Origin of the sequence: Mycobacterium kyogaense (genome assembly GCF_003254575.1) — a bacterium.
In the GTDB taxonomy this organism is placed as follows: domain Bacteria; phylum Actinomycetota; class Actinomycetes; order Mycobacteriales; family Mycobacteriaceae; genus Mycobacterium; species Mycobacterium kyogaense.
In genome coordinates this window covers 71,006-93,200 of record NZ_QJUA01000006.1, presented here as the reverse complement: position 1 = coordinate 93,200, position 22,195 = coordinate 71,006, and the positions used below count along the sequence as shown (strand labels likewise).

The 22,195-nt window shown below is 67.8% G+C and carries 22 protein-coding genes; 12 read left to right on the top strand and 10 right to left on the bottom strand.

Annotated elements, in window-relative coordinates; all coding sequences use genetic code 11:
* The first annotated feature begins 8 nt into the window (after positions 1-8).
* Both DMB80_RS06680 and DMB80_RS06675 read left to right on the top strand, forming a co-directional pair.
* Positions 9-1,151 carry a uroporphyrinogen-III synthase gene (locus DMB80_RS06680; RefSeq protein WP_111509224.1) on the top strand — a complete coding sequence of 381 codons (1,143 nt, stop codon included), beginning with the start codon at positions 9-11 and terminating at the stop codon, positions 1,149-1,151.
* Positions 1,148-1,837 (top strand): sirohydrochlorin chelatase, encoded by a 690-nt coding sequence (locus tag DMB80_RS06675; protein ID WP_111509129.1) that lies wholly within the window; start codon positions 1,148-1,150, stop codon positions 1,835-1,837. Before DMB80_RS06680 ends, DMB80_RS06675 begins: the two co-directional genes overlap by 4 nt.
* Here the strand turns inward: DMB80_RS06675 and fdxA are convergent.
* The 5 genes from fdxA to DMB80_RS06650 form a co-directional block, all read right to left on the bottom strand.
* A complete protein-coding gene (gene fdxA, locus DMB80_RS06670; RefSeq protein ID WP_111509128.1) occupies positions 1,828-2,181 on the bottom strand; it encodes a ferredoxin in 354 nt (117 codons plus the stop codon). The genes DMB80_RS06675 and fdxA overlap by 10 nt on opposite strands.
* A gap of 113 nt (positions 2,182-2,294) precedes the next feature.
* On the bottom strand, positions 2,295-2,663 hold the full coding sequence (nirD, locus tag DMB80_RS06665; RefSeq protein ID WP_111509127.1) for a nitrite reductase small subunit NirD: 369 nt from the start codon (positions 2,661-2,663) through the stop codon (positions 2,295-2,297).
* Complete coding sequence (nirB, locus tag DMB80_RS06660; protein ID WP_111509126.1) at positions 2,660-5,182, bottom strand: nitrite reductase large subunit NirB; 2,523 nt, start codon at positions 5,180-5,182, stop codon at positions 2,660-2,662. Before nirB ends, nirD begins: the two co-directional genes overlap by 4 nt.
* A 95-nt stretch (positions 5,183-5,277) precedes the next feature.
* A complete protein-coding gene (locus DMB80_RS06655; RefSeq protein ID WP_111509125.1) occupies positions 5,278-5,589 on the bottom strand; it encodes an Asp23/Gls24 family envelope stress response protein in 312 nt (103 codons plus the stop codon).
* Positions 5,586-5,993 carry an Asp23/Gls24 family envelope stress response protein gene (locus tag DMB80_RS06650; RefSeq protein ID WP_111509124.1) on the bottom strand — a complete coding sequence of 136 codons (408 nt, stop codon included), beginning with the start codon at positions 5,991-5,993 and terminating at the stop codon, positions 5,586-5,588. The genes DMB80_RS06655 and DMB80_RS06650 overlap by 4 nt, the downstream gene beginning before the upstream one ends.
* Before the next feature lie 163 nt (positions 5,994-6,156).
* Here DMB80_RS06650 and DMB80_RS06645 point away from each other — a divergent pair, with 163 nt between their 5' ends.
* From DMB80_RS06645 to DMB80_RS06635, 3 genes are all read left to right on the top strand, one after another.
* Positions 6,157-6,729 carry an RNA polymerase sigma factor gene (locus DMB80_RS06645; protein WP_046361582.1) on the top strand — a complete coding sequence of 191 codons (573 nt, stop codon included), beginning with the start codon at positions 6,157-6,159 and terminating at the stop codon, positions 6,727-6,729.
* Positions 6,720-7,157 (top strand): hypothetical protein, encoded by a 438-nt coding sequence (locus DMB80_RS06640; RefSeq protein WP_162938431.1) that lies wholly within the window; start codon positions 6,720-6,722, stop codon positions 7,155-7,157. Before DMB80_RS06645 ends, DMB80_RS06640 begins: the two co-directional genes overlap by 10 nt.
* A gap of 82 nt (positions 7,158-7,239) precedes the next feature.
* A complete protein-coding gene (locus tag DMB80_RS06635) occupies positions 7,240-7,689 on the top strand; it encodes a universal stress protein (RefSeq protein ID WP_111509122.1) in 450 nt (149 codons plus the stop codon).
* A 6-nt stretch (positions 7,690-7,695) separates the two neighbouring features.
* On the opposite strand, the gene DMB80_RS06630 is transcribed toward DMB80_RS06635, so the two are convergent.
* A complete protein-coding gene (locus tag DMB80_RS06630; RefSeq protein ID WP_111509121.1) occupies positions 7,696-8,454 on the bottom strand; it encodes an isocitrate lyase/PEP mutase family protein in 759 nt (252 codons plus the stop codon).
* Between the two features lie 108 nt (positions 8,455-8,562).
* Here DMB80_RS06630 and DMB80_RS06625 point away from each other — a divergent pair, with 108 nt between their 5' ends.
* From DMB80_RS06625 to DMB80_RS06600, 6 genes are read left to right on the top strand one after another with little or no spacing between them, the layout of a single operon-like run.
* Positions 8,563-8,859: a hypothetical protein gene (locus DMB80_RS06625; protein WP_046361586.1), complete on the top strand. Its 297-nt coding sequence runs from the start codon at positions 8,563-8,565 to the stop codon at positions 8,857-8,859.
* Positions 8,860-8,912: 53 nt separating this feature from the next.
* A complete protein-coding gene (locus tag DMB80_RS06620; protein WP_046361587.1) occupies positions 8,913-9,749 on the top strand; it encodes a hypothetical protein in 837 nt (278 codons plus the stop codon).
* Between the two features lie 51 nt (positions 9,750-9,800).
* A complete protein-coding gene (locus tag DMB80_RS06615) occupies positions 9,801-11,768 on the top strand; it encodes a fumarate reductase/succinate dehydrogenase flavoprotein subunit (RefSeq protein ID WP_111509120.1) in 1,968 nt (655 codons plus the stop codon).
* Positions 11,769-11,772: 4 nt separating this feature from the next.
* Entirely contained in the window at positions 11,773-12,528 is a 756-nt protein-coding gene (locus tag DMB80_RS06610) for a succinate dehydrogenase/fumarate reductase iron-sulfur subunit (RefSeq protein ID WP_046361589.1), read from the top strand.
* Complete coding sequence (locus tag DMB80_RS06605; protein ID WP_111509119.1) at positions 12,525-12,953, top strand: hypothetical protein; 429 nt, start codon at positions 12,525-12,527, stop codon at positions 12,951-12,953. The genes DMB80_RS06610 and DMB80_RS06605 overlap by 4 nt, the downstream gene beginning before the upstream one ends.
* Positions 12,954-12,983: 30 nt before the next feature.
* Positions 12,984-14,750 carry an acyl-CoA dehydrogenase family protein gene (locus tag DMB80_RS06600; RefSeq protein WP_111509118.1) on the top strand — a complete coding sequence of 589 codons (1,767 nt, stop codon included), beginning with the start codon at positions 12,984-12,986 and terminating at the stop codon, positions 14,748-14,750.
* Positions 14,751-15,007: 257 nt separating this feature from the next.
* On the opposite strand, the gene DMB80_RS06595 is transcribed toward DMB80_RS06600, so the two are convergent.
* Positions 15,008-15,505, bottom strand: a complete 498-nt coding sequence (locus DMB80_RS06595) for a flavin reductase family protein (protein ID WP_111509117.1) — start codon at positions 15,503-15,505, stop codon at positions 15,008-15,010.
* Positions 15,506-15,590: 85 nt separating this feature from the next.
* Here DMB80_RS06595 and DMB80_RS06590 point away from each other — a divergent pair, with 85 nt between their 5' ends.
* Positions 15,591-16,238, top strand: a complete 648-nt coding sequence (locus DMB80_RS06590; protein WP_111509116.1) for a GAP family protein — start codon at positions 15,591-15,593, stop codon at positions 16,236-16,238.
* On the opposite strand, the gene pe is transcribed toward DMB80_RS06590, so the two are convergent.
* From pe to DMB80_RS06575, 3 genes are all read right to left on the bottom strand, one after another.
* Positions 16,235-17,353 carry an acyltransferase PE gene (gene pe / locus DMB80_RS06585; protein WP_111509115.1) on the bottom strand — a complete coding sequence of 373 codons (1,119 nt, stop codon included), beginning with the start codon at positions 17,351-17,353 and terminating at the stop codon, positions 16,235-16,237. The genes DMB80_RS06590 and pe overlap by 4 nt on opposite strands.
* Before the next feature lie 33 nt (positions 17,354-17,386).
* Entirely contained in the window at positions 17,387-19,099 is a 1,713-nt protein-coding gene (locus tag DMB80_RS06580) for an AMP-binding protein (protein ID WP_111509114.1), read from the bottom strand.
* Between the two features lie 78 nt (positions 19,100-19,177).
* Entirely contained in the window at positions 19,178-22,177 is a 3,000-nt protein-coding gene (locus tag DMB80_RS06575; protein WP_111509113.1) for an MMPL/RND family transporter, read from the bottom strand.
* Positions 22,178-22,195: the final 18 nt, after the last annotated feature.

Genomic DNA, 22,195 nt, shown 5'->3' with positions numbered 1-22,195 from the left:
CAGTGGTCATGAAGGAGCCGGACTGGTCGCCGCTCACCGGATTCCGAGTCGCGGTGACCTCAGCACGGCGCGCCGACGAGCTCGCCGCCCTCCTGACCCGCCGCGGCGCGACCGTCACCAGCGCGGCCGCCATCGAGATGGTGCCGCTGCCCGACGATGACGAGCTGCGCCAACGCACGCAGGCGCTCATCGACGAACCGCCCGACATCGTGGTCGCCACCACGGGCATCGGACTGCGCGGCTGGATGGCAGCGGCCGACGGCTGGGGCCTGGCCCCCGAGCTCACCGCGGCTCTGAGCAGGGCCCGCGTGGTGTCCCGCGGCCCGAAAGCCACCGGGGCGCTACGGGCGGCCGGCCTGCCCGAGGAGTGGTCGCCGGATTCGGAATCCTCCCGCGAAGTCCTGCACTACCTGCTCGAGGGCGGCATCGCCGGGGCCCGCATCGCCGTGCAGCTGCACGGTGCGACAGCCGACTGGGACCCGTTCCCCGAATTCCTCGACGAACTGCGCGCCGCCGGCGCCGACGTGGTGGCCATCCGCGTGTACCGCTGGCACCCGGCGCCGCGGCACGGCGACTTCGACGCCCTCGTCGTCGGGATCGCCGAGGAGAAGTTCGACGCCGTCAGCTTCACCTCCGCACCCGCGGTGGCCTCGGTGTTGATGCGGGCCCAGGAGCTCGGCGTCGAAGACGAACTGCTGGCCGCCCTGCGCGGCAGCGTGCACGCCATGTGTGTCGGCCCGGTGACCGCCCGCCCGCTGGTGCGCCTCGGGGTACCGACCTCGGCACCGGAACGAATGCGATTGGGCGCGTTGGCCCGTCACATCACCGACGAACTACCAATGCTGCAGGCCCGCACCGTCCGGGTGGCCGGGCACCTGCTCGAGATCCGGGGCAACTGTGTGCTGGTCGACGGGGCCGTCAAGGCGATGTCACCGGCGGCGATGGCCACCATCCGCGCGTTGGCCCAGCACCCCGGCTCGGTGGTGTCGCGAGCCGATCTGCTGCGCGCCCTTCCCGGCAGCGGCACCGACACCCACGCCGTCGAAACCGCGGTCCTGCGACTGCGAACCGCATTGGGAGACAAGAAGATGGTGGCCACCGTGGTCAAACGCGGCTACCGGCTGCCGGTCGACGAGGCGTACGCGTCATGAGTTACGTCCTGGTGGCCCACGGCACCCGCAAGCCGCAGGGCGTGGAGCTGATCGGTGACCTCGCCGCCCGGGTGTCGGAGCTGGTGAAGAACCCCGTTCATGTGGCGTTCGTCGACGTCATCGGACCCACGCCCACCGAGGTACTCGACGCCCACGCCGACGAGCCCGCCGTGCTGGTACCGGCATTCCTTGCGCGCGGCTACCACGTGAGCACCGACATTCCCGCGCACGTGGGCGCCAGTGACCACCCTGCCGTCACCGTGACTCCCGCACTGGGACCGGATCCTGCGCTGGTACGTGTAGTCGTCGAGCGGCTCGTCGAATCAGGCTGGCGTGCCGATGATTCGGTGATCCTCGCGGCCGCCGGCACCTCGGATCCGGCCGCGCTGCGCGATCTGCACACCACGGCGGCGTGGGTGTCGGCGACGATCGGTACGCGGGTGGAACTCGCGTTCGCCGCGACCGGAGAACCTCGGGTGGCCGACGCTGTCACGGCTCTGCGCCAGCCCGGCCGACGCGTTGTCGTCGCGTCATATCTGTTGTCCGAAGGGCTGTTCCAGGATCGACTGCGCAACAGCGGCGCCGATGTCGTGACCGAGCCGCTGGGCCGGCACCCCGGCATCACCCGGCTGATCGCCCAGCGCTTCCTCCGGGCCAGGCTGCCGAGCCTCGCCCGTCAGGGGTGAGTTGTCAGGGACGGCGGCTGCGCAGCCACCAGCGGGGTGTCGACGCCGATCCGGCCCAGTGCCGCCGCGCCACCGGGGTCCCCGATGGGGGCGTCGCGGCCGGGCAGCACCGCACTGAAGAACGCCGCATTGTCCTCGAGGTGCGCGAATTCCTCGTCGGGCAGGTCGGTTTCGTAGTAGATGGCGTCGACGCGGCACGCGAGCCGGCACGCGCCGCAGTCCACGCACTCGTTGGGGTTGATGTACATCGCCCGCGCGCCCTCGTAGATGCAGTCGGCGGGGCACTCCTGCACACAGGATTTGTCGACGATGTCCCTGCACGCGCTACCGATCACATACGTCATGCCTACGACGGTAGGTAGTTGTCAGCGCGGTGTCGCGGGCCGAAAGTCCCTAGTTTGTTCGTCGCCATTGAGAAGCCATGGCTGTGAAATCACCTGAACTGCAGCCGGGAATGCTATTCCGCGGGTGGTGAGCCCACTTCGACGTCGCCGGCCGGGGTGATCCGCGTGGCATACACGGGCAGCTCGTAAGTCGGATCGTCCAGGCACACCCCGTCGTCGAGGGCGAACGCCTGCTTCTTCAGCGGCGACTGCACCGTGACGCGCCCACCCCGATCGCCGACGATGCCCCGCGACATCACCGCCGCGCCGGTGAACGGGTCGATGTTGCCGACCGCGTGCAGGCTGCCGTCGTCGAGGCGGAACAGCGCGGCCTGCGAACCGTCGGGCAGCAGAACCCCGACGCCGCGGTTGGGCAGCAGGACGTCGTAGGGGCAGGCCGTGGTCCAGACACCGACCCTGCCGATGTCGCTGAGAATCGTCACCGCTGCACCACCTTCGGCAATCCGAGCGGGGTCGGCACCATGCGCCCCGCACTCTGTGTGAACGTGATCGTCGGGTCCGCGGTATCGGGCGCGTTGACGAACGAGACGAAGCGCGCCAGCTTCTCGGGGTCGTCGAGCACACCCTTCCATTCGCACGCATAGCCCTCGATGTGCCGGGCCACCGCGGCCTCGAATTCGGATGCCAAACCCAGAGAGTCGTCGCACACCACCTCGCGGATGTGCGCGAGCCCCTTTTCCTCCACCCACGGCGCCGTGCGTTGCAGGCGGTCGGCGGTGCGGACGTAGAACATCAGGAAGCGGTCGATGTAGCGCACCAGCGTCTCGTCGTCGAGATCGCCCGCCAATAGTTCGGCGTGCCGCGGCGTCATTCCGCCGTTGCCGCCGACGTAGAGGTTCCATCCGGTTTCGGTGGCGATGACGCCGACGTCCTTGCCGCGCGCCTCCGCGCATTCGCGGGCGCATCCCGACACGCCCATCTTGATCTTGTGGGGAGCGCGCAGGCCGCGGTAGCGCAGTTCCAGATTGATGGCCATCTGCACCGAATCCTGTTGCCCGTAGCGGCACCAGTCACTGCCGACGCAACTCTTGACCGTGCGCAGCGACTTGCCGTAAGCATGTCCGGATTCCATGCCGCCCTCGACCAACCGTCGCCAGATCTCGGGGAGCTGATCGACCCGCGCGCCGAACATGTCGATGCGCTGACCGCCGGTGATCTTGGTGTAGAGCCCGAAATCGCGGGCGATCTCGCCGATCAGGATCAGGTGCTCGGGGGTGATGTCACCGCCGGGCACGCGCGGCACCACCGAATAGCTGCCGTTGCGCTGGATGTTGGCCAGGAAGTGGTCGTTCGAATCCTGCAGGGACGCCTGCTCCCCGTCGAGGATGTGATCGCTGCTCGTCGACGCCAGGATCGACGCCACCACGGGTTTGCAGATGTCGCAACCTTTTCCGGTGCCGAATCTGTCGACCAACCCGGAGAAGGTGCGGATCTCGGTGGCACTGATGATCTCGAACAGCTCGGCCCGGGACTGGCTGAAATGCTCGCAGAGCGCTTTCGACTGCGCGACCCCCTGCGCCTCGAGCAGCTGCTTGAGCAGTGGCACGCACGATCCGCACGAGGTACCCGCCTTGGTGCAGGACTTCAGCGCGGGGACGTCACAGCACCCCGAGCCGATCGCTTCGGTGATGTCGCCCTTGGCGACGTTGTTGCAGGAGCAGATCTGCGCCGTCTCGGGTAGAGCACCGACACCCAGAGACGCTGCGCCCGAATCGCTTCCGGCCGGCGCGAGAAAGGACATCGGGTCGGCCGGCAGCTGTTCGCCCACCATGGGACGCAACACACCGTAGGCCGACGCATCGCCGACCAGGATGCCGCCCAGCAGGGTGCGCGCATCGTCGGAGAGCACCAGCTTGCCGTAGGTCTGCGCGACCGCGTCGTTGACCACGACTTCGAGGCAACCTGGTGTGGCACCCATCGCATCGCCGAAACTCGCGACATCGACACCGAGGAGCTTGAGCTTTGTCGACATGTCCGCGGTACCGAATTCCGCTGCACCACCGAGCAATCGGTCGGCGACGACCTCGGCGCTGGTGTATCCCGGCCCCACCAGGCCATAGCAGCGACCCTCGATCGCGGCGACCTCGCCGATCGCGAAGATGCGGGGATCTCGAGTCGCACAGGATGTGTCGGTCAGCACGCCACCCCGCTCGGCGATGGCCAATCCGGCCTCGCGAGCGAGTTCGTCACGGGGTCGGACACCGGCGGCGAAGACGATCACGCCGGCGTTGACGACGGTCCCGTCGCTGAGCGTGACGCGCGCTCCCGAGTCGGCTGACTCGATGCGCTCGGTACCCACTCCCACGTGCACGGCGATGCCCAGTTCGCCGATCATGCGGGCCAGCAGAGCTCCGCCGGCCTCGTCGAGTTGCTGGGCCATCAGCCGGGGCGCCATCTCGACCACGTGCGGAGTCATCCCGAAGCCGCGCAGGGCATTGGCCGCCTCCAGCCCGAGCAACCCGCCTCCGATGACGACACCGGCGGCGTCATCGGAGTGGGCTGCCACTGCGCGTTGCGCGTAGGTCTTGATCGCGTCGAGATCGTCGAGGGTGCGGTAGACGTGGCAGAGCGGCAGGTCGTGGCCCGGTATCGGCGGCACGAAGGCGTACGAACCGGTCGCCAGCACCAGCGCGTCATAGCCGAACCGATCTCCGGCGACCGTGGTCACCGTCGACGCTGCCGAGTCGAGCGCAACCACACGGTGCCCGAGTCGCAGATCCACCCGATCGTCGCCGGCATAGGTGTTGCCCGACAACGCAAGTCGCGGACGCTCCCAGTGGTCGGTGTAGCCCGTCAGACCGACCCGGTCGTAGGCGGCGTCGAATTCCTCGGCCAGCACCGTGATCTGCCAGCGATTTTCGGTGTCGCGCGACCGCAGCGCCTCGACGAACCGGTGGGCGACCATGCCGTGGCCGACGACCACAACCCGTGAAGTTGCCATGCGGCCACGCTAGAAAGCGCATATTGCCGCTGTGTTCTGCTGTGTGAAGGGGTCATCACGGTGTGCTCACCGACAGCGATCACCCGCTGTGAGCGTCAGTCGGTCGCGGGCACATCAACTGCCGGGGAGTCAACTGCGACGACGTCTTCGACGGTGACGTTGACGGCCTGCCCGGGGAACTCGCGGGCCACCGCCTCGCGGACCGCGGCGGCGGTCTCGCGCACCGGCGCCCCTTCCCGCACGGTCAGGTGCACGTCGATGTCGTTGTCGCCGAGCCGGACACCGTCCACCCGCCGCCCCGGCAGGTAGGTGCCGACCTCACCGAACATTCCGGGATGCAGCCCGGCGACCCCCGGGGTGGCGAGCACCGCGTCGGCGACGGTGTCGGCCGCTTCACGGGTGGTCATACGACCCGCAGCTCGTCGGAGGTGCGCTTCGCGTCGACGTCGCGGTCATCGTCTGCGACGTACACGTCGTGCACCGTGATGTTCACCTCGACCACCTCCAAGCCCGTCATCCGTTCGAGGGCGGCGATGACGTTACGCCGGATACCGGCCGCGAGATCGTTGATGGACACGCCGTACTCGGCGACGATGTCGACGTCGACCGCGGCCTGCTTCTCCCCGACCTCCACCGACACGCCCTGCGCGTGGTTGACGGAGGCACCGGGAATGCGATCGCGCAGCGCGCCGACGGCGCGCGTCGCGCTGCCGCCCAGTGCGTGTACGCCGGTCACCTCACGCGCCGCCAGGCCTGCGATCTTCGCGACCACCGTGTCGGCGATCGTCGTCTTGCCTCGTTCCGTGCTCATGGTTCTCCTGTCCTCGATCTCCACTGAGGGTGAGTCGCAGCGTGCCCGCCGATCCGAATCCCTGATTTGTGTGTCACTGCCCACATCATGATCCCGCGGATGACTAGGCTCGCGGCGTCACGCGGTTTCGCGTAATGGATAGCCGAGAGGATCGATACCGACGATGTCTGTTGGCGACCCCCTGGTCGAGGACCTCGAGGTCGACGACCGGGAACTGGCGGCCGCGGCAGCCGCCGGGGACCGCAGCGCCTTCGAGTCCCTGATCCGCCGTCACGGTCCCGCGCTGCATCGCTATGCGCGCCGTATGACCCGCGACGAGGCCGCGGTGCAGGACATCGTGCAGGAGACATTCGTTGCCGCGTGGCGGCAGATCGACAAGTTCCGCGGCGATGCGAGCCCACGGACGTGGCTGTTCGCGATCTGCTCCCGCAAGGTGGCCGACTCGCACCGGGTGAAACGGGCCATCCCGCTCGACGACCGCCTCATCGATCCCGTCGATTCCTCTGCGTCCTCCGACCCGTTCGCCACGCTGTCGAACACCGAATTCCTCGGGGCGCTGGAGGAGGCGCTCGCCGAACTGCCGCCCCGGCAGCGCGCAGTGTGGATGCTGCGAGAAGTCGAGGAATTGACCTTCCCGCAGATTGGGACGATCCTGAGTCTGAGCCCAGACGGTGCGCGGGGGCATCATCACCGCGCCAAAACCACTCTCCAACAGAGGCTGGAACGATGGCGATAGGCGATTACGACGTGCTGGCCCGGGCGTCCCGGGAACTGCGCGCGGCGCCTGAGCTCGGTTGGCCGGTTGTCGAGCGCAGCGTCATCGCGGCCGTGCGCGCCACCCCCCGCTCCGGGTGGCCGGTCACGGTCGTCGATCCACGGCCGGGCCGGACCCCCGGCCGTATCCAGGTCAGCGATCTCGTGGTGCGGGCCCACCTGGCCCGCGTACTGCGCGCCATTCCCGACGTCAAGCTGGCCGACGTCAGCGTCTCCGTCGAGGACACGGAGCTCAAGGCGGTGCGCATCGAGGTCAGCGCTCTCTACGGCGCCGACCTGGCCGTCCTCGCGGACCACGTCCGAGCGAAGGCCCTCGCGGTCATCCGCGACGTCATCGGCGACGCCACCGACGTGGACGTCGACGTCGCGATCACCGACGTGCATCGCTGACCGGGTTCGGGTCGCCCCGTTCTGGGTAACTGCTTGAGTGAACACTTGTACGCTGACGTTCACGCCAGGAAAGGGGCAACGCGTGACCTCGTACCAGACCATCGTCGTCGGAACCGACGGCTCGGACACCTCGCTGCGCGCCGTGGACAAGGCGGCGGCCCTGGCCGCAGAGTCCGGCGGGCGCCTGATCATCGCGTCGGCCTACTCGTCGAAGCACCATGACGCCGCGGGCCCGGACCCCGACCAGCCGCGCGGCGAGGGCTACCGCACCGAAGGTGATGCTCCCGTCTACGGCTTGCTCCGCGACGCGGCTGAGCGCGCCCGGACCGCGGGCGCCCGCACTGTCGAGGAGCGTGCGATCCACGGCGTACCCGCCGATGCGCTGATCGAGCTGGCCGAAGAGGTCGGCGCCGATCTGCTGGTCGTGGGCAGCGTCGGCATGAACTCGATGGTCGGCCGACTCGTCGGCTCGGTGCCGCGGATCGTCAAACGCAAGGCCGGCACCGAAGTGCTGGTCGTCGACACGAACTGACCAGGCTCAGCGCCAGCGCGCCAGGATCTCCTTCGCCCGCTCGGCGAGTGCCGCCTGCCAGAACGGGCCGAAGCTGATGCGCGCCACGCCGAGCGGTCCATACGATGCGGGATCTGCCTTGTCGGGTGCGCCGATCGCGTTCACCGGCAGCGGTAGCTCCGACGTCAGCCGCTGCATGGTCTCCGGTCCGTGCAGACCCACCGGATAAAGAACGTCGGCCCCGGCGTCGGCGGCCAGCCGCAGCCGGGCGATCGCGCGGTCCACTCGATCGGCCTCGTCGCCGTCCTGGCGCAGGAACAGATCGGTGCGCGCGTTGACGACAACGTGCACGCCGGCCGCATCGGCGGCCGAGCGCAGCTTGCCGACCAACTCGGCGTGCTCCTCGGGGCTGCGTAGCCGACCCCCCTCGCTGTGCACGGTGTCCTCGATGTTCAGGCCCACCGCCCCGACGCCGAGAAGCCCCTCGATCAGCCGGGCCGGCGCTTCGGCGTAGCCGGACTCGATGTCGACAGACACCGGCAGGTCGGTCGCCGCGGTGATCTGCGCGACGCGGGTGATCAGATCGTCGAACGTCATGCCCTCGTTGTCGGCCTTGCCGACCGAGTCGGCGACCGGATGGCTACCGACGGTCAACGCCGCGAACCCGGCCCCCTCGGCCAGCCGGGCCGACCATGCGTCCCAGACCGTCGGCAGAACCACCGGATCGCCGGGCCGGTGCAACGCCAGCAACGTCTCAGCGCGGGCCTTCAGCAGGTCTTGCGTCATTGTTACCTCCATGCATCAAAGTGATCTGTCTCACCCCATTAGTGGGTGATGTGGCTAGCATCGAGTGCGTACTGTGATGCACGACACCCTTCAGCCCAAGGAGGTCACTTGTCCACCACCACCGAGCTCGCCGAGCTTCACGATCTGATCGGGAACCTGCGGCGATGCGTGACCACGCTGGCGTCGCGATACGGGGACAGCCCTGCCACCCGTCGCATCGTCAACGATGCCGAGCGCATCCTCAACGATATCGATCGCCTCGATATCGACGCCGAGGAGCTGGAACTCGCGCGCGGGCTGTCCCGGCATCATCACGTCGGCGAGCGCATCGCGATTCCGGACACCCAGTACGACACCGATTTCTGGCGCGGTGTCGACGACGAGGGTCTCGGCGGCACGCGCTGAGCTCGGGGCCGGCCGGACAGGTCTGCCCCGCAAACATTCATCGAGAGGGAAACGTGAGTGCACCCACCGCCGACCGCAAGGCGACCGGCGTCTTCTCCCCAGGCCGAGCGCAGATCGCGGCGCGCACCCTGCGCACCGACAACTGGCTCAAGTCGCCGATCGTCACGGACCTGGGGTTCGCCGCGTTCATCATCTACGCGACGGTGCGTGCGTTCATGCGCGACGACTTCTTCGTCGAGAAGTACCACTACCTCACGCCGTTCTACTCACCGTGCCTGAGCAAGGCGTGCGGCGAAGCCAGTGAGTTCTGGCCCCAGATCCTGCCCACGTCCGGGCCACTGTCGCTGCTGCCGTACGCGCTGCTGTCGCTGCCGTTCCTGCTCCTGTTCCGGATCACCTGCTACTACTACCGCGGCGCCTACTACCGCTCGGTGTGGCAGTCGCCGACCGCCTGCGCCGTGGCCGAACCCCACGCCAAGTACACCGGCGAGACGCGCTTCCCGCTGATCCTGCAGAACCTCCACCGCTACTTCTTCTACATCGCGGCGCTGATCTCACTCATCAACACCTGGGACGCGATCAAGGCCTTCCACTCCGAGGACGGTCCCGGCGGCTTCGGCTTCGGGCTCGGCAACGTCATCCTCGTGATCAACGTGGTGATGCTCTGGGTGTACACGATCTCGTGCCACTCCTGCCGCCACGTCGCCGGCGGCCGGCTCAAGCACTTCTCCAAACATCCTGTCCGGTACTGGATGTGGACGCAGATCAGCAAGCTCAACACCCGGCACAAGCTCTACGCCTGGGTCACCTTGGGCACGCTGATGTTCACCGACTTCTACGTGATGCTGGTGGCCAGCGGGACGATTTCCGATCTGCGGTTCGTCGGCTGAGAAGCGCACGCGCACACAGTTTTTCTATTGATCAAGGACGAGTGAGGGTTGATGGCTTCGCATGAAGCAGTACCGGATGGTCTTCGCGCAAGCGGCTCATCCGAGGTAGAGATCGAACGGCACGAGTACGACGTCGTCGTTATCGGTGCCGGCGGGGCGGGACTGCGCGCCGTGATCGAGGCCCGGGAACGGGGCCTTCGCGTGGCGGTGGTGACGAAATCGCTGTTCGGCAAGGCACATACGGTGATGGCCGAGGGTGGTTGCGCCGCAGCCATGCGCAACGTCAACACCAAGGACTCCTGGCAGGTGCACTTCGGTGACACCATGCGCGGCGGCAAGTTCCTGAACAACTGGCGGATGGCCGAGCTGCACGCCCAGGAAGCCCCCGACCGGGTGTGGGAGCTGGAGACCTACGGCGCGCTGTTCGACCGCACCAAGGACGGCAAGATCAGCCAGCGCAACTTCGGCGGCCACACCTACCCGCGGCTGGCCCACGTCGGCGACCGCACCGGTCTGGAGATCATCCGCACGCTGCAGCAGAAGATCGTCTCGCTACAGCAGGAGGACAAGCGCGAGCTCGGCGACTACGAGGCGCGCATCCGGGTGTTCCACGAGGTCGCGATCACCGAGCTCATCAAGGACGGCGACAAGATCGCCGGCGCATTCGGCTACTACCGCGAGACCGGCGACTTCGTCCTGTTCGAGGCGCCCGCGGTGGTGCTCGCGACCGGCGGAATCGGCAAGTCCTACAAGGTCTCCTCGAATTCGTGGGAGTACACCGGGGACGGGCACGCGCTAGCGCTGCGGGCCGGCTCGTCGCTGATCAACATGGAGTTCATCCAGTTCCACCCGACCGGCATGGTCTGGCCGCTGTCGGTGAAGGGAATCCTCGTCACCGAGGGCGTGCGCGGCGACGGCGGAGTGCTGAAGAACTCCGAAGGCAAGCGGTTCATGTTCAACTACATCCCCGACGTGTTCAAGGGTCAGTACGCCGAATCCGAAGAAGAAGCCGACCAGTGGCTCAAGGACAACGACTCGGCGCGGCGCACCCCTGACCTGCTGCCCCGCGACGAGGTGGCCCGCGCGATCAACACCGAGGTCAAGGAAGGCCGCGGCACCCCGCATGGCGGGGTGTATCTCGACATCGCCTCCCGGATGACGCCCGAGGAGATCAAGCGCCGCCTGCCGTCGATGTACCACCAGTTCATCGAGCTGGCCGAGGTCGACATCACCACCGACGAGATGGAAGTCGGGCCCACCTGTCACTACGTGATGGGCGGCATCGAAGTCGATCCCGACACCGGTGCGGCTGCCACGCCAGGGCTTTTCGCCGCCGGTGAATGCGCCGGCGGCATGCACGGTTCGAATCGGCTCGGCGGGAACTCGCTGTCCGACCTCCTCGTGTTCGGCCGCCGCGCCGGCCTCGGCGCCTCCGACTACGTCCGCGCGATGTCCGACCGGCCCGCGGTGACCCAGGATGCGGTGGACACGGCCAAGGACATGGCGCTGGCGGTGTTCGACGGTCCGTCCGACGGCTCGTCACCCGAGAACCCGTACACGCTGCAGCTGGATATGCAGGACACCATGAACAATCTGGTCGGCATCATCCGCAAGGCCGACGAGATGCAGGAGGCCCTGGACAAGCTGCAGGAGCTGCGCGATCGCTACAAGAGGGTCAGGGTCGAGGGCGAGCGAAAGTTCAACCCCGGCTGGCACCTGGCGATGGACCTGCGCAACATGCTGCTGGTCAGCGAGTCGGTGGCCAAGTCGGCGATGACACGGACCGAGAGCCGCGGCGGCCACACCCGCGACGACTTCCCGACCATGGACGCCAGCTGGCGCAACCACCTGCTGGTGTGCCGCTCCGAAGGCGACGACCCAGTGGTTCCGGACGTCGCCGTCTCCAAGGAGCGTCAGCCCACGATGCGGACCGACCTGCTGGAGACCTTCGAGCTCTCCGAGCTCGAGAAGTACTACACCGACGACGAACTCCTCGAACACCCGCAACGGAAGGGCTGAGGCCATGGGTGCCTATAACGCGAAGATGCGGGTCTGGCGCGGCGACGCCTCCGGCGGCGAACTGAAGGATTACACCGTCGAGGTCAACGAGGGCGAGGTCGTTCTCGACATCATCCACCGGTTGCAGCAGACCCAGACCGGTGACCTCGCGGTGCGGTGGAACTGCAAGGCCGGCAAGTGCGGATCGTGCTCGGTGGAGATCAACGGCCGTCCGCGCCTGGCGTGCATGACGCGCATGTCGACCTTCGGCGAGGACGAGACCGTCACCGTGACCCCGCTGCGCACCTTCCCGGTGATGCGGGACCTCGTCACCGACGTGTCCTTCAACTACGAGAAGGCCAGGGAGATCCCGTCGTTCACGCCGCCGAAGGATCTGCAGCCCGGTGAGTACCGGATGGCGCAGGAGGATGTGAACCGCTCCCAGGAGTTCCGCAAGTGCATCGAGTGCTTCCTGTGTCAGAACGTCTGCCACGTCAACCGTGACCACGAGGAGAACAAGCTCGCGTTCTCCGGCCCGCGGTACCTGATGCGGCAGGCCGAGCTGGACATGCACCCGCTCGACACGCACGGCCACCGCGCCGAGCAGGCCCAGGAGGAGAACGGCCTGGGCTACTGCAACATCACCAAGTGCTGCACCGAGGTGTGCCCGGAGCACATCAAGATCACCGACAACGCGCTGATCCCGATGAAAGAGCGTGCGGCAGACCGCAAGTACGACCCCGTGGTGTGGCTGGGCAACAAGCTGTTCCGGCGGAAATGACAGCTGACGGCCGGGCTGTTGCCGGGTCGATCTCGACGACGGACAGCGTGGCCGTCGCCGGGTCGATCGGCACCGTCAACAGTGTGGCCGTCGCCGGCTCGATCGGCACCGCCGGCAGCGTCGGCGTCGTCGGATCCGTGGGCACTGCAGGCAGCGCCGCCGTCGCGCGGGCGATCGGGACCGCAGGCAGCGCAGGCGTGGCCGGGTCCATCGCCACGGCGGGCAGCGCAGCCATCGCAGGCTGTGTGCTCGCCGTGCTGTGTATCGCGTGCCGGGGATGTCTGGCCTGCCTGGCGTGCGTCGACTGCGCGCGGTGCCGGGCCTGCGTCGGATGCGTCAGCTGTGACGACTGCATCGGCTGCGTGGGGTGCGTGAACTGCTCAGGGCTGCGCGACGCCGTCGGACTTCGTGACGTTCACGCCTGACGGACAGCCGAGGGCGCTACGTTGGCACGCATGCCGACTGCGCGCCTGCTGAACCCGCACACTTTCGATTCCGACCGGCTCGACCCCGAGTCCCGCCGGCAGCTGCGGGCGCTGATCGACTGGTTCGAGGAGCGCGGCAAGACGCGGCTGCTGCGTGACGACCTCGACGCGGCCTGGGTGTCGGACTTCCTTGACTTCGTCAAGCGTGAGCGGCTGTTCGCGACGTTCCTGACGCCGTCGGAGTTCGCCGGCGGCAACCCCGACAAACGGTGGGACACCTCCCGCAACGCCGTGCTGAGCGAGATCCTCGGCTTCTACGGGCTGTCCTACTGGTACGCCGAGCAGGTCACGATCCTCGGGCTGGGGCCGATCTGGCAGAGCGACAACGTCAAAGCGAAGGAGAAGGCCGCAGCACAGCTGGAGGCCGGTGAGGTGATGGCGTTCGCGCTGTCGGAGCGCGAGCACGGCGCCGACATCTACAACACGGACCTGGTCCTCACCCCGGCCGATGAGCGCTCGCGCGAAGAGGAGACAACCCAGCCCGATGACAGCGAAGGCGTGCTGTTCCGGGCATCCGGGGAGAAGTACTACATCGGCAACGGCAACGTGGCCGGCATGGTGTCGGTGTTCGGGCGGCGCGCCGACGTCGACGGGTCCGACGGCTACGTCTGGTTCGTCGCGGACAGCTCGCATGAGAACTACGAGCTGATCGGCAACGTCGTGCACGGTCAGATGTTCGTGAGCACCTTTGCGCTGCACGATTATCCGGTGTACGAGGAGGACATCCTGGTCGCCGGGCCCGACGCGTTCTCCGCGGCCCTGAACACCGTCAACGTCGGCAAGTTCAACCTGTGCAGCGGGTCGATCGGAATGTGCGAGCACGCGTTCTACGAGGCGATCAATCACGCCAACAACCGCATCCTCTACGGCAATCCGGTCACGATCTTCCCGCACGTGCGGGCCAGCTTCGTCGACGCCTACGCCCGCATTCTCGCGATGAAGCTGTTCAGCGACCGCGCCATCGACTACTTCCGCAGCGCAGGCCCCGAGGACCGTCGCTACCTGTTGTTCAACCCGGTGACGAAGTCGAAGGTGACCTCCGAAGGCGAAAAGGTGGTCACGCTGTTGTGGGACATCCTGGCCGCCAAGGGTTTCGAGAAGAACACTTACTTCAGCCAGGTGGTCCGGTTGATCGGTGCGCTACCGCGACTCGAGGGCACCGTGCACGTCAACGTCGCGCAGATCCTCAAGTTCATGCCGAACTACATGTTCAACCCGGCTTCCTACCCGCAGATCGGCACCCGCGACGACCCGGCCGACGATGTGTTCTTCTGGTCGCAGGGTCCGGCCCGCGGCGCCTCGAAGGTGCAGTTCGCCGACTGGGCGCCGGTCTACGAGCGCCACCTCGGAATCGCGAACGTAGGCCGCTTCTACGAGCAGGTCGGCGCATTCAAGGAGTTCCTGACCACCGCGGCGCCTGACGCGGCACAGCAGAGCGACCTGGATTTCGTGCTCGTGGTCGGCCACCTGTTCTCGCTGGTGGTCTACGGCCAGCTGATCCTCGAGCAGGCCGAACTGACGAACCTCGACTCCGACCTGACCGACCAGATCTTCGACGTGATGGTGCGCGACTTCTCCGCCTATGCGGTCGCGCTGCACGGGAAGCCCAGCTCGACCGAGGCACAGCAGGCGTGGGCGCTCTCGGCGATCCGCAAACCCGTCGTCGACTCCGACCGCTTCGACAAGGTGTGGCATGAGGTGGCCGCCTACGACGGCGCCTACCAGATGAACCCCTGAATGAACCGTAGCCGGTATCAGACTCCGGGAGTACGCTCGCAGCCAGCAGCCAATCAGCGTCGAAAGGCAGCGCCGTGTCGCTACATCAACCGTTGAGTGTCAACGACATTCGAACCGCAATCCGTGAGATCAGCAGCCGGGCGGAGCTCGCGCGCCGAGAGGGCAGGGCCGCTGACGCGGCCGAACTGGACCAGCGCGTGCGCCATTACCGCGAGGAACTGAGCGCCCGGCCCTGATCCGTCGTCAGCACCCAGCCGTCAGGCACCCAGCCGGCGGAACGTACTGCGATGGAACACGATGGGCGCCACCTCCGGGTGCACCGTGATGCCGCTGACCCGCAGCACCACGATCGTGTGATCACCGGCAGGCACCTGCTGCTCGATGGAGCTCTCCAGCCACACGCTGGTGCCCTCGACGAACACCGCTCCGCGGTCGGTCGACGCTGTCTCCAACCCGGCGAACCGGTCCCCCGTCTTGGCGGCCAGCGTCCGGGCCGCCGCGTCGTGCGCCTCGCCGAGCACGCTGATCCCCAGATAAGGGGCGTCGACAAGACGCGGCCACGTGGTCGAGGTGTTCTGAACGCAGAACGACACCAGCGGCGGGTCCAGCGACACGGGGACGAACGTGCTGGCCGCCAGCCCCACCCGGGTGCCGTCGATTTCCGCCGCGATCGCGATGACGCCGGTCGGGAAATGCCCGAACGCCTCGCGTAGCGAGGTCGGGCTCAGGTCGACCTGCGCGTGTCTTCCGCTCATCACCACCCATCTTCACACGAGGTCGCGGGGCACCGCCACGATGAGAATCCCGCTGAGTGCAACCCCCGGTAAGTTGACGCCCATCATGTGGATTCCGCTGCTGCTGATGGCTCTCGCGGTGAGCCTCGAGCCGTTCCGGATCGGCATGACGGTCGTGATGGTGAACCGCCCGCGACCTGCGTTGCAGCTCCTCGCGTTCCTGGCCGGCGGATTCCTGATGGGCACCGCGGTGGGGGTGGTGGTGCTGTTCGTGTTGCGGCCCGCACTGGACTCGGCGCGGTTCACCCTGCCGGTGGTGCAGATCGTCGTGGGCGCCGTGGTGCTCGCGAATGCGGCGCTGATCGCGGCCGGGGTGCTCGGGCGGATGCCGGCGACCGACGGGCCGATGCTGACGCGGATACGGCGCCTGCTCGGCGGTCGCTCGCTGTGGATCGCAGGCGGTGCCGGACTGGGGATCGCGTTGCCGTCGGTCGACTATCTCGCCGCCCTGGCGCTGATCGTGGCGTCCGGCGCGGAAGCGTCCGTCCAACTCGGCGCACTGATCCTGTTCAACGTGGTGGCGTTCGCCCTCGTCGAGGTCCCGCTGCTGGCCTACCTGATCGCCCCCGACCGCACGCGCGCCACGGTGATGTCGGTGCACGACCGCATCCGCGCCGGCGGCCGGCGGGCCGTCGCCGCGCTGGTGGCCGCCGTCGGCGGCGTCCTCGTCGTGGTGGGACTGGCCGGCCTCTAGCCCTGGTGGTTCACCACGTACTGCAACCCGGCGAGGAGCTGGGACACCGGATCCGAACCGCCGCCGAACGCCGCCTGGGTCGCCGGAGCGGTCACCGCGGCCGGGTCGTATCCGTTCACCGGATCCACCGTGATAGGCGCGGTCGCCGGATCGTCATTGCGCGAGTACCCGGCGTCGACGTAGGGCTGCAGCACCTTGTCCAGTTCGATCAGCGTGTTCTTGTCCACGCCGAGGTACTTGAACGGCAGCACCAGCGGTAGGTGCTCCTCGGGGATCATGAACGTCGTCGTCTTCGCGCCCCGAGAGTTCACGGTCGTCCGGATGTTCTGCGGTGGCACGTTGCTCGGTGTTGTGAACGCGACCGCGGTGTGGCCGGTGGCCAGCCCGACGATCGCGTTGGCCACCGACATCCAGTTGTCCGGCCGGTCCGGCCAGTCCGCGATGCTGTCGTAGGCCGAGACGAATTGATAGGTGTCGTACTGGCTCTCCACCGGCTCCGGGATGCGGTAGTCGAGCGACGGCACCACGCTGCCGACGGGGAAGTTCTGCGTCAGGAAGCTCTCGCCGAACGCGTGCTTGCCCACCGGATCGCCGTACATCGCGAAGCTCAGCTGATCCGGCGGCGGGGCGGCGGGATCGTAGGCGAGTTTGGCTTGGACGTCGTTGAGCACCATCGCACCCTCCGACAGCCCGATCGCTGTGCCCCGCCCGCCCTGGCGCACCGCGTTGACGACGTTGGGCGTACCGATGTCGACCGACTCGCCGATGCTCGGGCCGTCGAGCCCGAGACCCGGGACGAAGCGTTCCCCGAACGCGCCGATGCCGGGGAACAACCGCTCCAACGTGTGCCCCTGCACCTGACCGGCCGGGTAGTCGACGATCTGACGGTCCAGCCCGGGGAACCAGTCGGCGCCGGTGCGCATGATGTATTCGTCGTACGGGATGCCGAGCACGTGGGCGCCGCCGAGGGCGTAGGCCCGGCCCGGGGTCCCAAGCACGGGAGTGCCGGGAGGGGGCGGCGGTGGCGGCTCGTCCGCGTTCGCGATGCCCGTGCCCAATCCGCCCGCAACCCCGACCGTGATGAGCGCGGTGACCGATGCCAGGGCTCTGCGCATGTTCACTCTTCCCGTCATCTCTGGTTGCGACACTCAGGCATCCAATCGTTCGAACTGGTCGGCTCGGTAGTGCTCCACGCAGGCTGCGCGGCGAACCTTGCCGCTCGTCGTCGTCGGTATCGAGCCGGGTGGCACCAACACGAGGTCTTCGACGCTGAGCCCGTGCACTGTCGAAATTGCCGACGTCACACTGCTTTTGACGTGGTGCATGTCGGCCGGCTTCTTCAGTTCGATGACGGTGACCAGCTTCTCGGTGCTGTTCACCGGAACCGCGATCGCGGCGACCCGGCCACGGGTGATCTCCTGGACCGTCGCCTCGATGTCCTCCGGATAGTGATTGCGGCCGCGGATGATCAGCAGATCCTTGATCCGGCCGACGATGAACAGCGCGCCGTCGTGGACGAACCCGAGATCGCCGGTGCGCAGCCACGGTTGCGCGGGTGTGCCGGGTGAGGGATCGCTGATGGTGGCGCCGAAGCACTGCTGCTCCTCGGCGGTGCGGCTCCAGTACCCGGCGGCGACGTTGTCGCCGCAGACCCAGATCTCGCCGACCACCTCGGGTGGGCACTCCACGCCGGTGTCGGTGTCGACGATGCGCAGGACCGGAGACTGGGGCAGCGCGTAGCGAACAAGCGCGGAGCCACCCGTGCGGCACCGCTGCACCCGGCCCGCCGAGAGTTCGTCGGTGTCGAACCGGTCCACCACCGCCGTGTCGTCCCACACTCCCGACGCGACGAACACCGTGGCTTCGGCCAGACCGTAGGAGGGCCGCAGCATGTCGTCACGAAAGTTGAAGTGCGCGAAGCGATCCGAGAAGCGGGCGAGTGTACCCGGGTCGACGCGTTCGGCTCCGTTGATGATCCCGGCGACGCCGCCGAGATCCAGACCGGCGAGCTGGGCGTCGGTGGTCTTGCGGGCCGCCAGCTCGAACGCGAAATTCGGTGCCGCGGAGAACGCGTTCTTCGCGGTGGCCAATGCCCGAATCCAGCGGGACGGTTGTTCGAGGAACGCGACGGGGCTGGTGAGATCCGCCGCGAAGCCGCCGAGGATGGGTGCGCAGACCCCCAGCACCAGGCCCATGTCGTGGTAGAACGGCAGCCACGACACGACCGTCAGGTCGGGCAGTTGCCGCCCGCCGAGGAGGCTGCGCATCAGCTGCTCGAAGTTCGACGACAGGTTGCGGTGCGAGATCATCACGCCGGTGGGCAGCCGCGTCGACCCCGAGCTGTATTGCAGATAGGCGGTTTCCGGCGTCGCGGCGGCCGGGGTGAACGCGGCGCCGTCGGCATTCGGGTCGATCGCGTCGACGTGGAGCACCGTCGGTGCGGCGTCCAGGCGCGACTCATCGATGTAGTCACGGACATCGGCGGCGACGGCCGAGGTCGTCAGCACCACCGCCGGTGTGGTGTCGGCGAACACCGCGCTGACCCGGTCGTGGCTGGAACCGCGATGCGGCAGCGGCAGCGGCACGGCGATGAGCCCGGCCTGCATCGCACCGAGGAACGCGAGGATGTACTCCAGACCCTGCGGCGCGAGGATCACCGCGCGATCGCCGACGGCGCCGTGCGCGGCGATCTCGGCGGCGACACTCATCGTGCGCCGCGACAGCTGCGACCAGGTCAGCGTCTGCGCGCGGCCCGCCGGATCGTCGCTGTAATCGGTGAAGGTGAACGCGGTGCCGTCCGGGCGCATCGCGGCCCGGCCGTGCAGCATCGACAACACCGACGACGAACCTGTCTGCGTCATGATCCCAACCCCCGACCGCTGAGCACGCGTTGTCGTAGTGTCACACAGTCCGTCTGCCGGTGCGAAACCTCGGACACGTCAGCTCACCTCCACCACATCGTCGGCGGGCGCCGCCTTCTGAACCCGCGACGGCCACCAGTTGGCCCGCCCCACCAGCGCAGCGATGGCGGGCACCGTGATGGTGCGCACCACGAACGTGTCGAGCAGGATGCCCACGCCGATCACGAAGCCGCCCTGGACCACGATGCCGATCGACGAGAACAGCAACCCACCCATCGATGCCGCGAAGATCAAGCCTGCCGCGGTGATCACACCGCCGGTAGACCCCAGCGCCCGGATCACACCGAAGCGCACGCTGTGCGGTGACTCGTCGCGCAACCTCGACACGAACAGCATGTTGTAGTCCGCGCCGACAGCGACCAAGACGACGAAGGCCAACGGCGGAACGGTCCAGTGCAGCGGTTGGTCGAGCAGGTACTGGAACGTCAGCACCCCGATCCCGATCGCGGCGAAATACGAAAGCACCACGGAGGCGACCAGATACAGCGGCGCGACGAGTGAGCGCAGCAACACCATCAGCGTCAGCAGGACGATCGCCAGCGTCACCGCGATGATGAACCGGATGTCCTGCTGGTAGTAGTCACGGGTGTCGCGAAGGGCGGCGGGATAGCCGCCCATCGAGATCGTCGCGTCCGCCAGCGTGGTGTTGGGTTGCGCGCCGCGCGCGATGTCGTTGATCGCGTTGACCTGATCCATCGCCTCGGGGCTGAACGGATTGAGCTTGGTCTGAACCAGATAGCGAGCGGAGTGGCCGTCGGGCGAGATGAACGCCGCGGACGCCTTCTGGAACTCCGGGGCGGCCAGCACCTCCGCCGGGATGTTGAAGCCCGCCATCGACGAGGCCGCCGCATCCTTGCGCATCGTCAGCAGGAACGTCGACGCCTGGTCGAGGCCGGCGGCCAGCACCTGGATCTGCTCGACCAGCTGGTCCACGCCGCCGGCGACCTGCCGGCTGCCGTCGGCGAGCCGGTTGGCGTTGCGCTGCAGCTCGTTCACCCCCGAGCGCGCGCCGGCGGGACTGTCCAGACCGAGATCGGAGATCGTCTTGGTCAGCTTGGTGAACATGCTGTTGAGCTGGTTCACCGTCGAGGTCAGGTTGCCCTTGTCGTCGACGCCCTGCAGCTGGCCTGCGAGCTGGTTGATCTCGTCCACGCGGCCATCGTTGCGCGCGGCGGCGAGCTTCTCGAACTGCGCGCGGGTGTCGACGCAGGACGGGTTGGCGTCGCACGTCGCGTTGCCCTGCAGCGCGGTCAGCACCGGCCCGATCCAGGCGAACATGTCCTTGACCGCGCGGAAGTTCAGGCCCATCGACAGACCGAGCTTGTTCACGCTGTCGACCAGCTTCGCCGCGGTCGCGACGTCGCGGACCAGCTTGTCGCCGCCGTACTGGACGCGGATCGAGGACATCGTGTCGAGCAAACCCTTGAGGCTCGGGGCGATGTCGTTGACCTGGGCCCGCACGTCGCCGAGGCTGTCGGCCAGTGTGTCCGCGCCGCCGGCGAGCCGGCTCAGGTCACCGCGGCGCTCCCCGATCTGCGCCGAGCCGGTGGCCAACCGATCACCGACGATCCCGGCCTGGAACGTGGCCCGGAACTCGGGCGGCACCTCACCGAGCGGGCGGGTGATGCCGCTGACCAGCCCCACGTCGGGAAGCTGCGCGATGCGCGACGCCATCTGCTCGAGGTCGGCGAGCGCGGCCGGTGAGCGCAGGTCGCGCGGTGATTGCACCAGGACGTACTGCGGGATCGACTGGCTGATCGGGAAGTGACGCTCCAGCGCGGCGTAGCCGACCGAGCTCGGCGCCGACGGCGAGACCGCCTTGCGGTCGTCGTAGTTGAACGTTCCGAACGCCGCCGCGCCGGCGAGCAGGACCAGCACCAGCACGCTGGCGATCAGGTGCGGAACCGGTCGGCGCACGATGCGGATGCCCGAACGCCGCCACATCTGCGCGGTCAGCTCCCGGCGTGGCCCGATCCAGCCGCGCGGCCCGGCGAGCACCATGATCGCCGGCAGCAGCGTGAGGCCGGCCAGGAACGCGACCGCGACGCCGATCGCCGCGGACACCCCGATCGTCTTGAAGACGCCCATGGTCGCGAAGCTCATCGCCAGGAACGTGATGCCGACCGTGGTCGCCGAGGCGGTGATCACCTTGCCGATCGAGATCATCGCGCGGGTGACGGCGTCGGCGACGCCCGACCCGTCGCGGATGTAGTCGTGGTAGCGGCTGATCAGGAACACCGCGTAGTCGGTGCCGGCACCGGCCAGGATCGCGCTGAGAAACACGATCGACTGGTTGGACACCCCCGCACCCGTCAGGTGCGAATAGCCCGCGACCACGCCCTGGGCGATCAACACCGACGCCCCGATCGTGATCAGCGGCAGCAGCATGGTGAACGGGTTGCGGTACACCACCAGCAGGACGGTCAGCACCAGGATCGCGATCGCGAGTTCGATCGGCAGCCGATCCTGCTGCCCCGCGACAGTCAGGTCGGCGACCGTCGCGGCGGGCCCGGTGACGTGCACGACCAGCGGGCTGCCGCGCGGCGGTGTGGCATGCGATATCACGTCGGTGACGCGGTTGAACGACTCGTAGGCGCGCGGAGTGCCCAGCTCCCCGACCAGCGTCACCGGCAGCACCCAGGTGGTCTTGTCGTCGCTGGTCAGGAACTTGCGCAGCTGCGGGGTGCTGATGAAATCCTGCACCGACACCACGTCGGTGACGTCGTCGCGCAGCGCGTCGACGACCTTGCGGTAGACCGCCTCGTCGTTGCGGGTGAGCCCGGATTCGTTGATGAACGCGACGACGAGCAGGTTGTCCGAACCCGGCTCCTTGAACGCCTCGGCCATCTTCGTCGCGGTGACACTCGACGGCGCATCCGCGGGAAGGATCTGCAGCGGATGCTTCTGAGCCATCTCGTTCAGAGACGGGAAACTCAGCGGCAGGGCGACGGCCAGCGCCACCCAGACGGCGATGACCACCCACGGAAAGCGCACCACCAGACCGGCTAGCCGCCGCATGTCGACCTCACCCCCGAG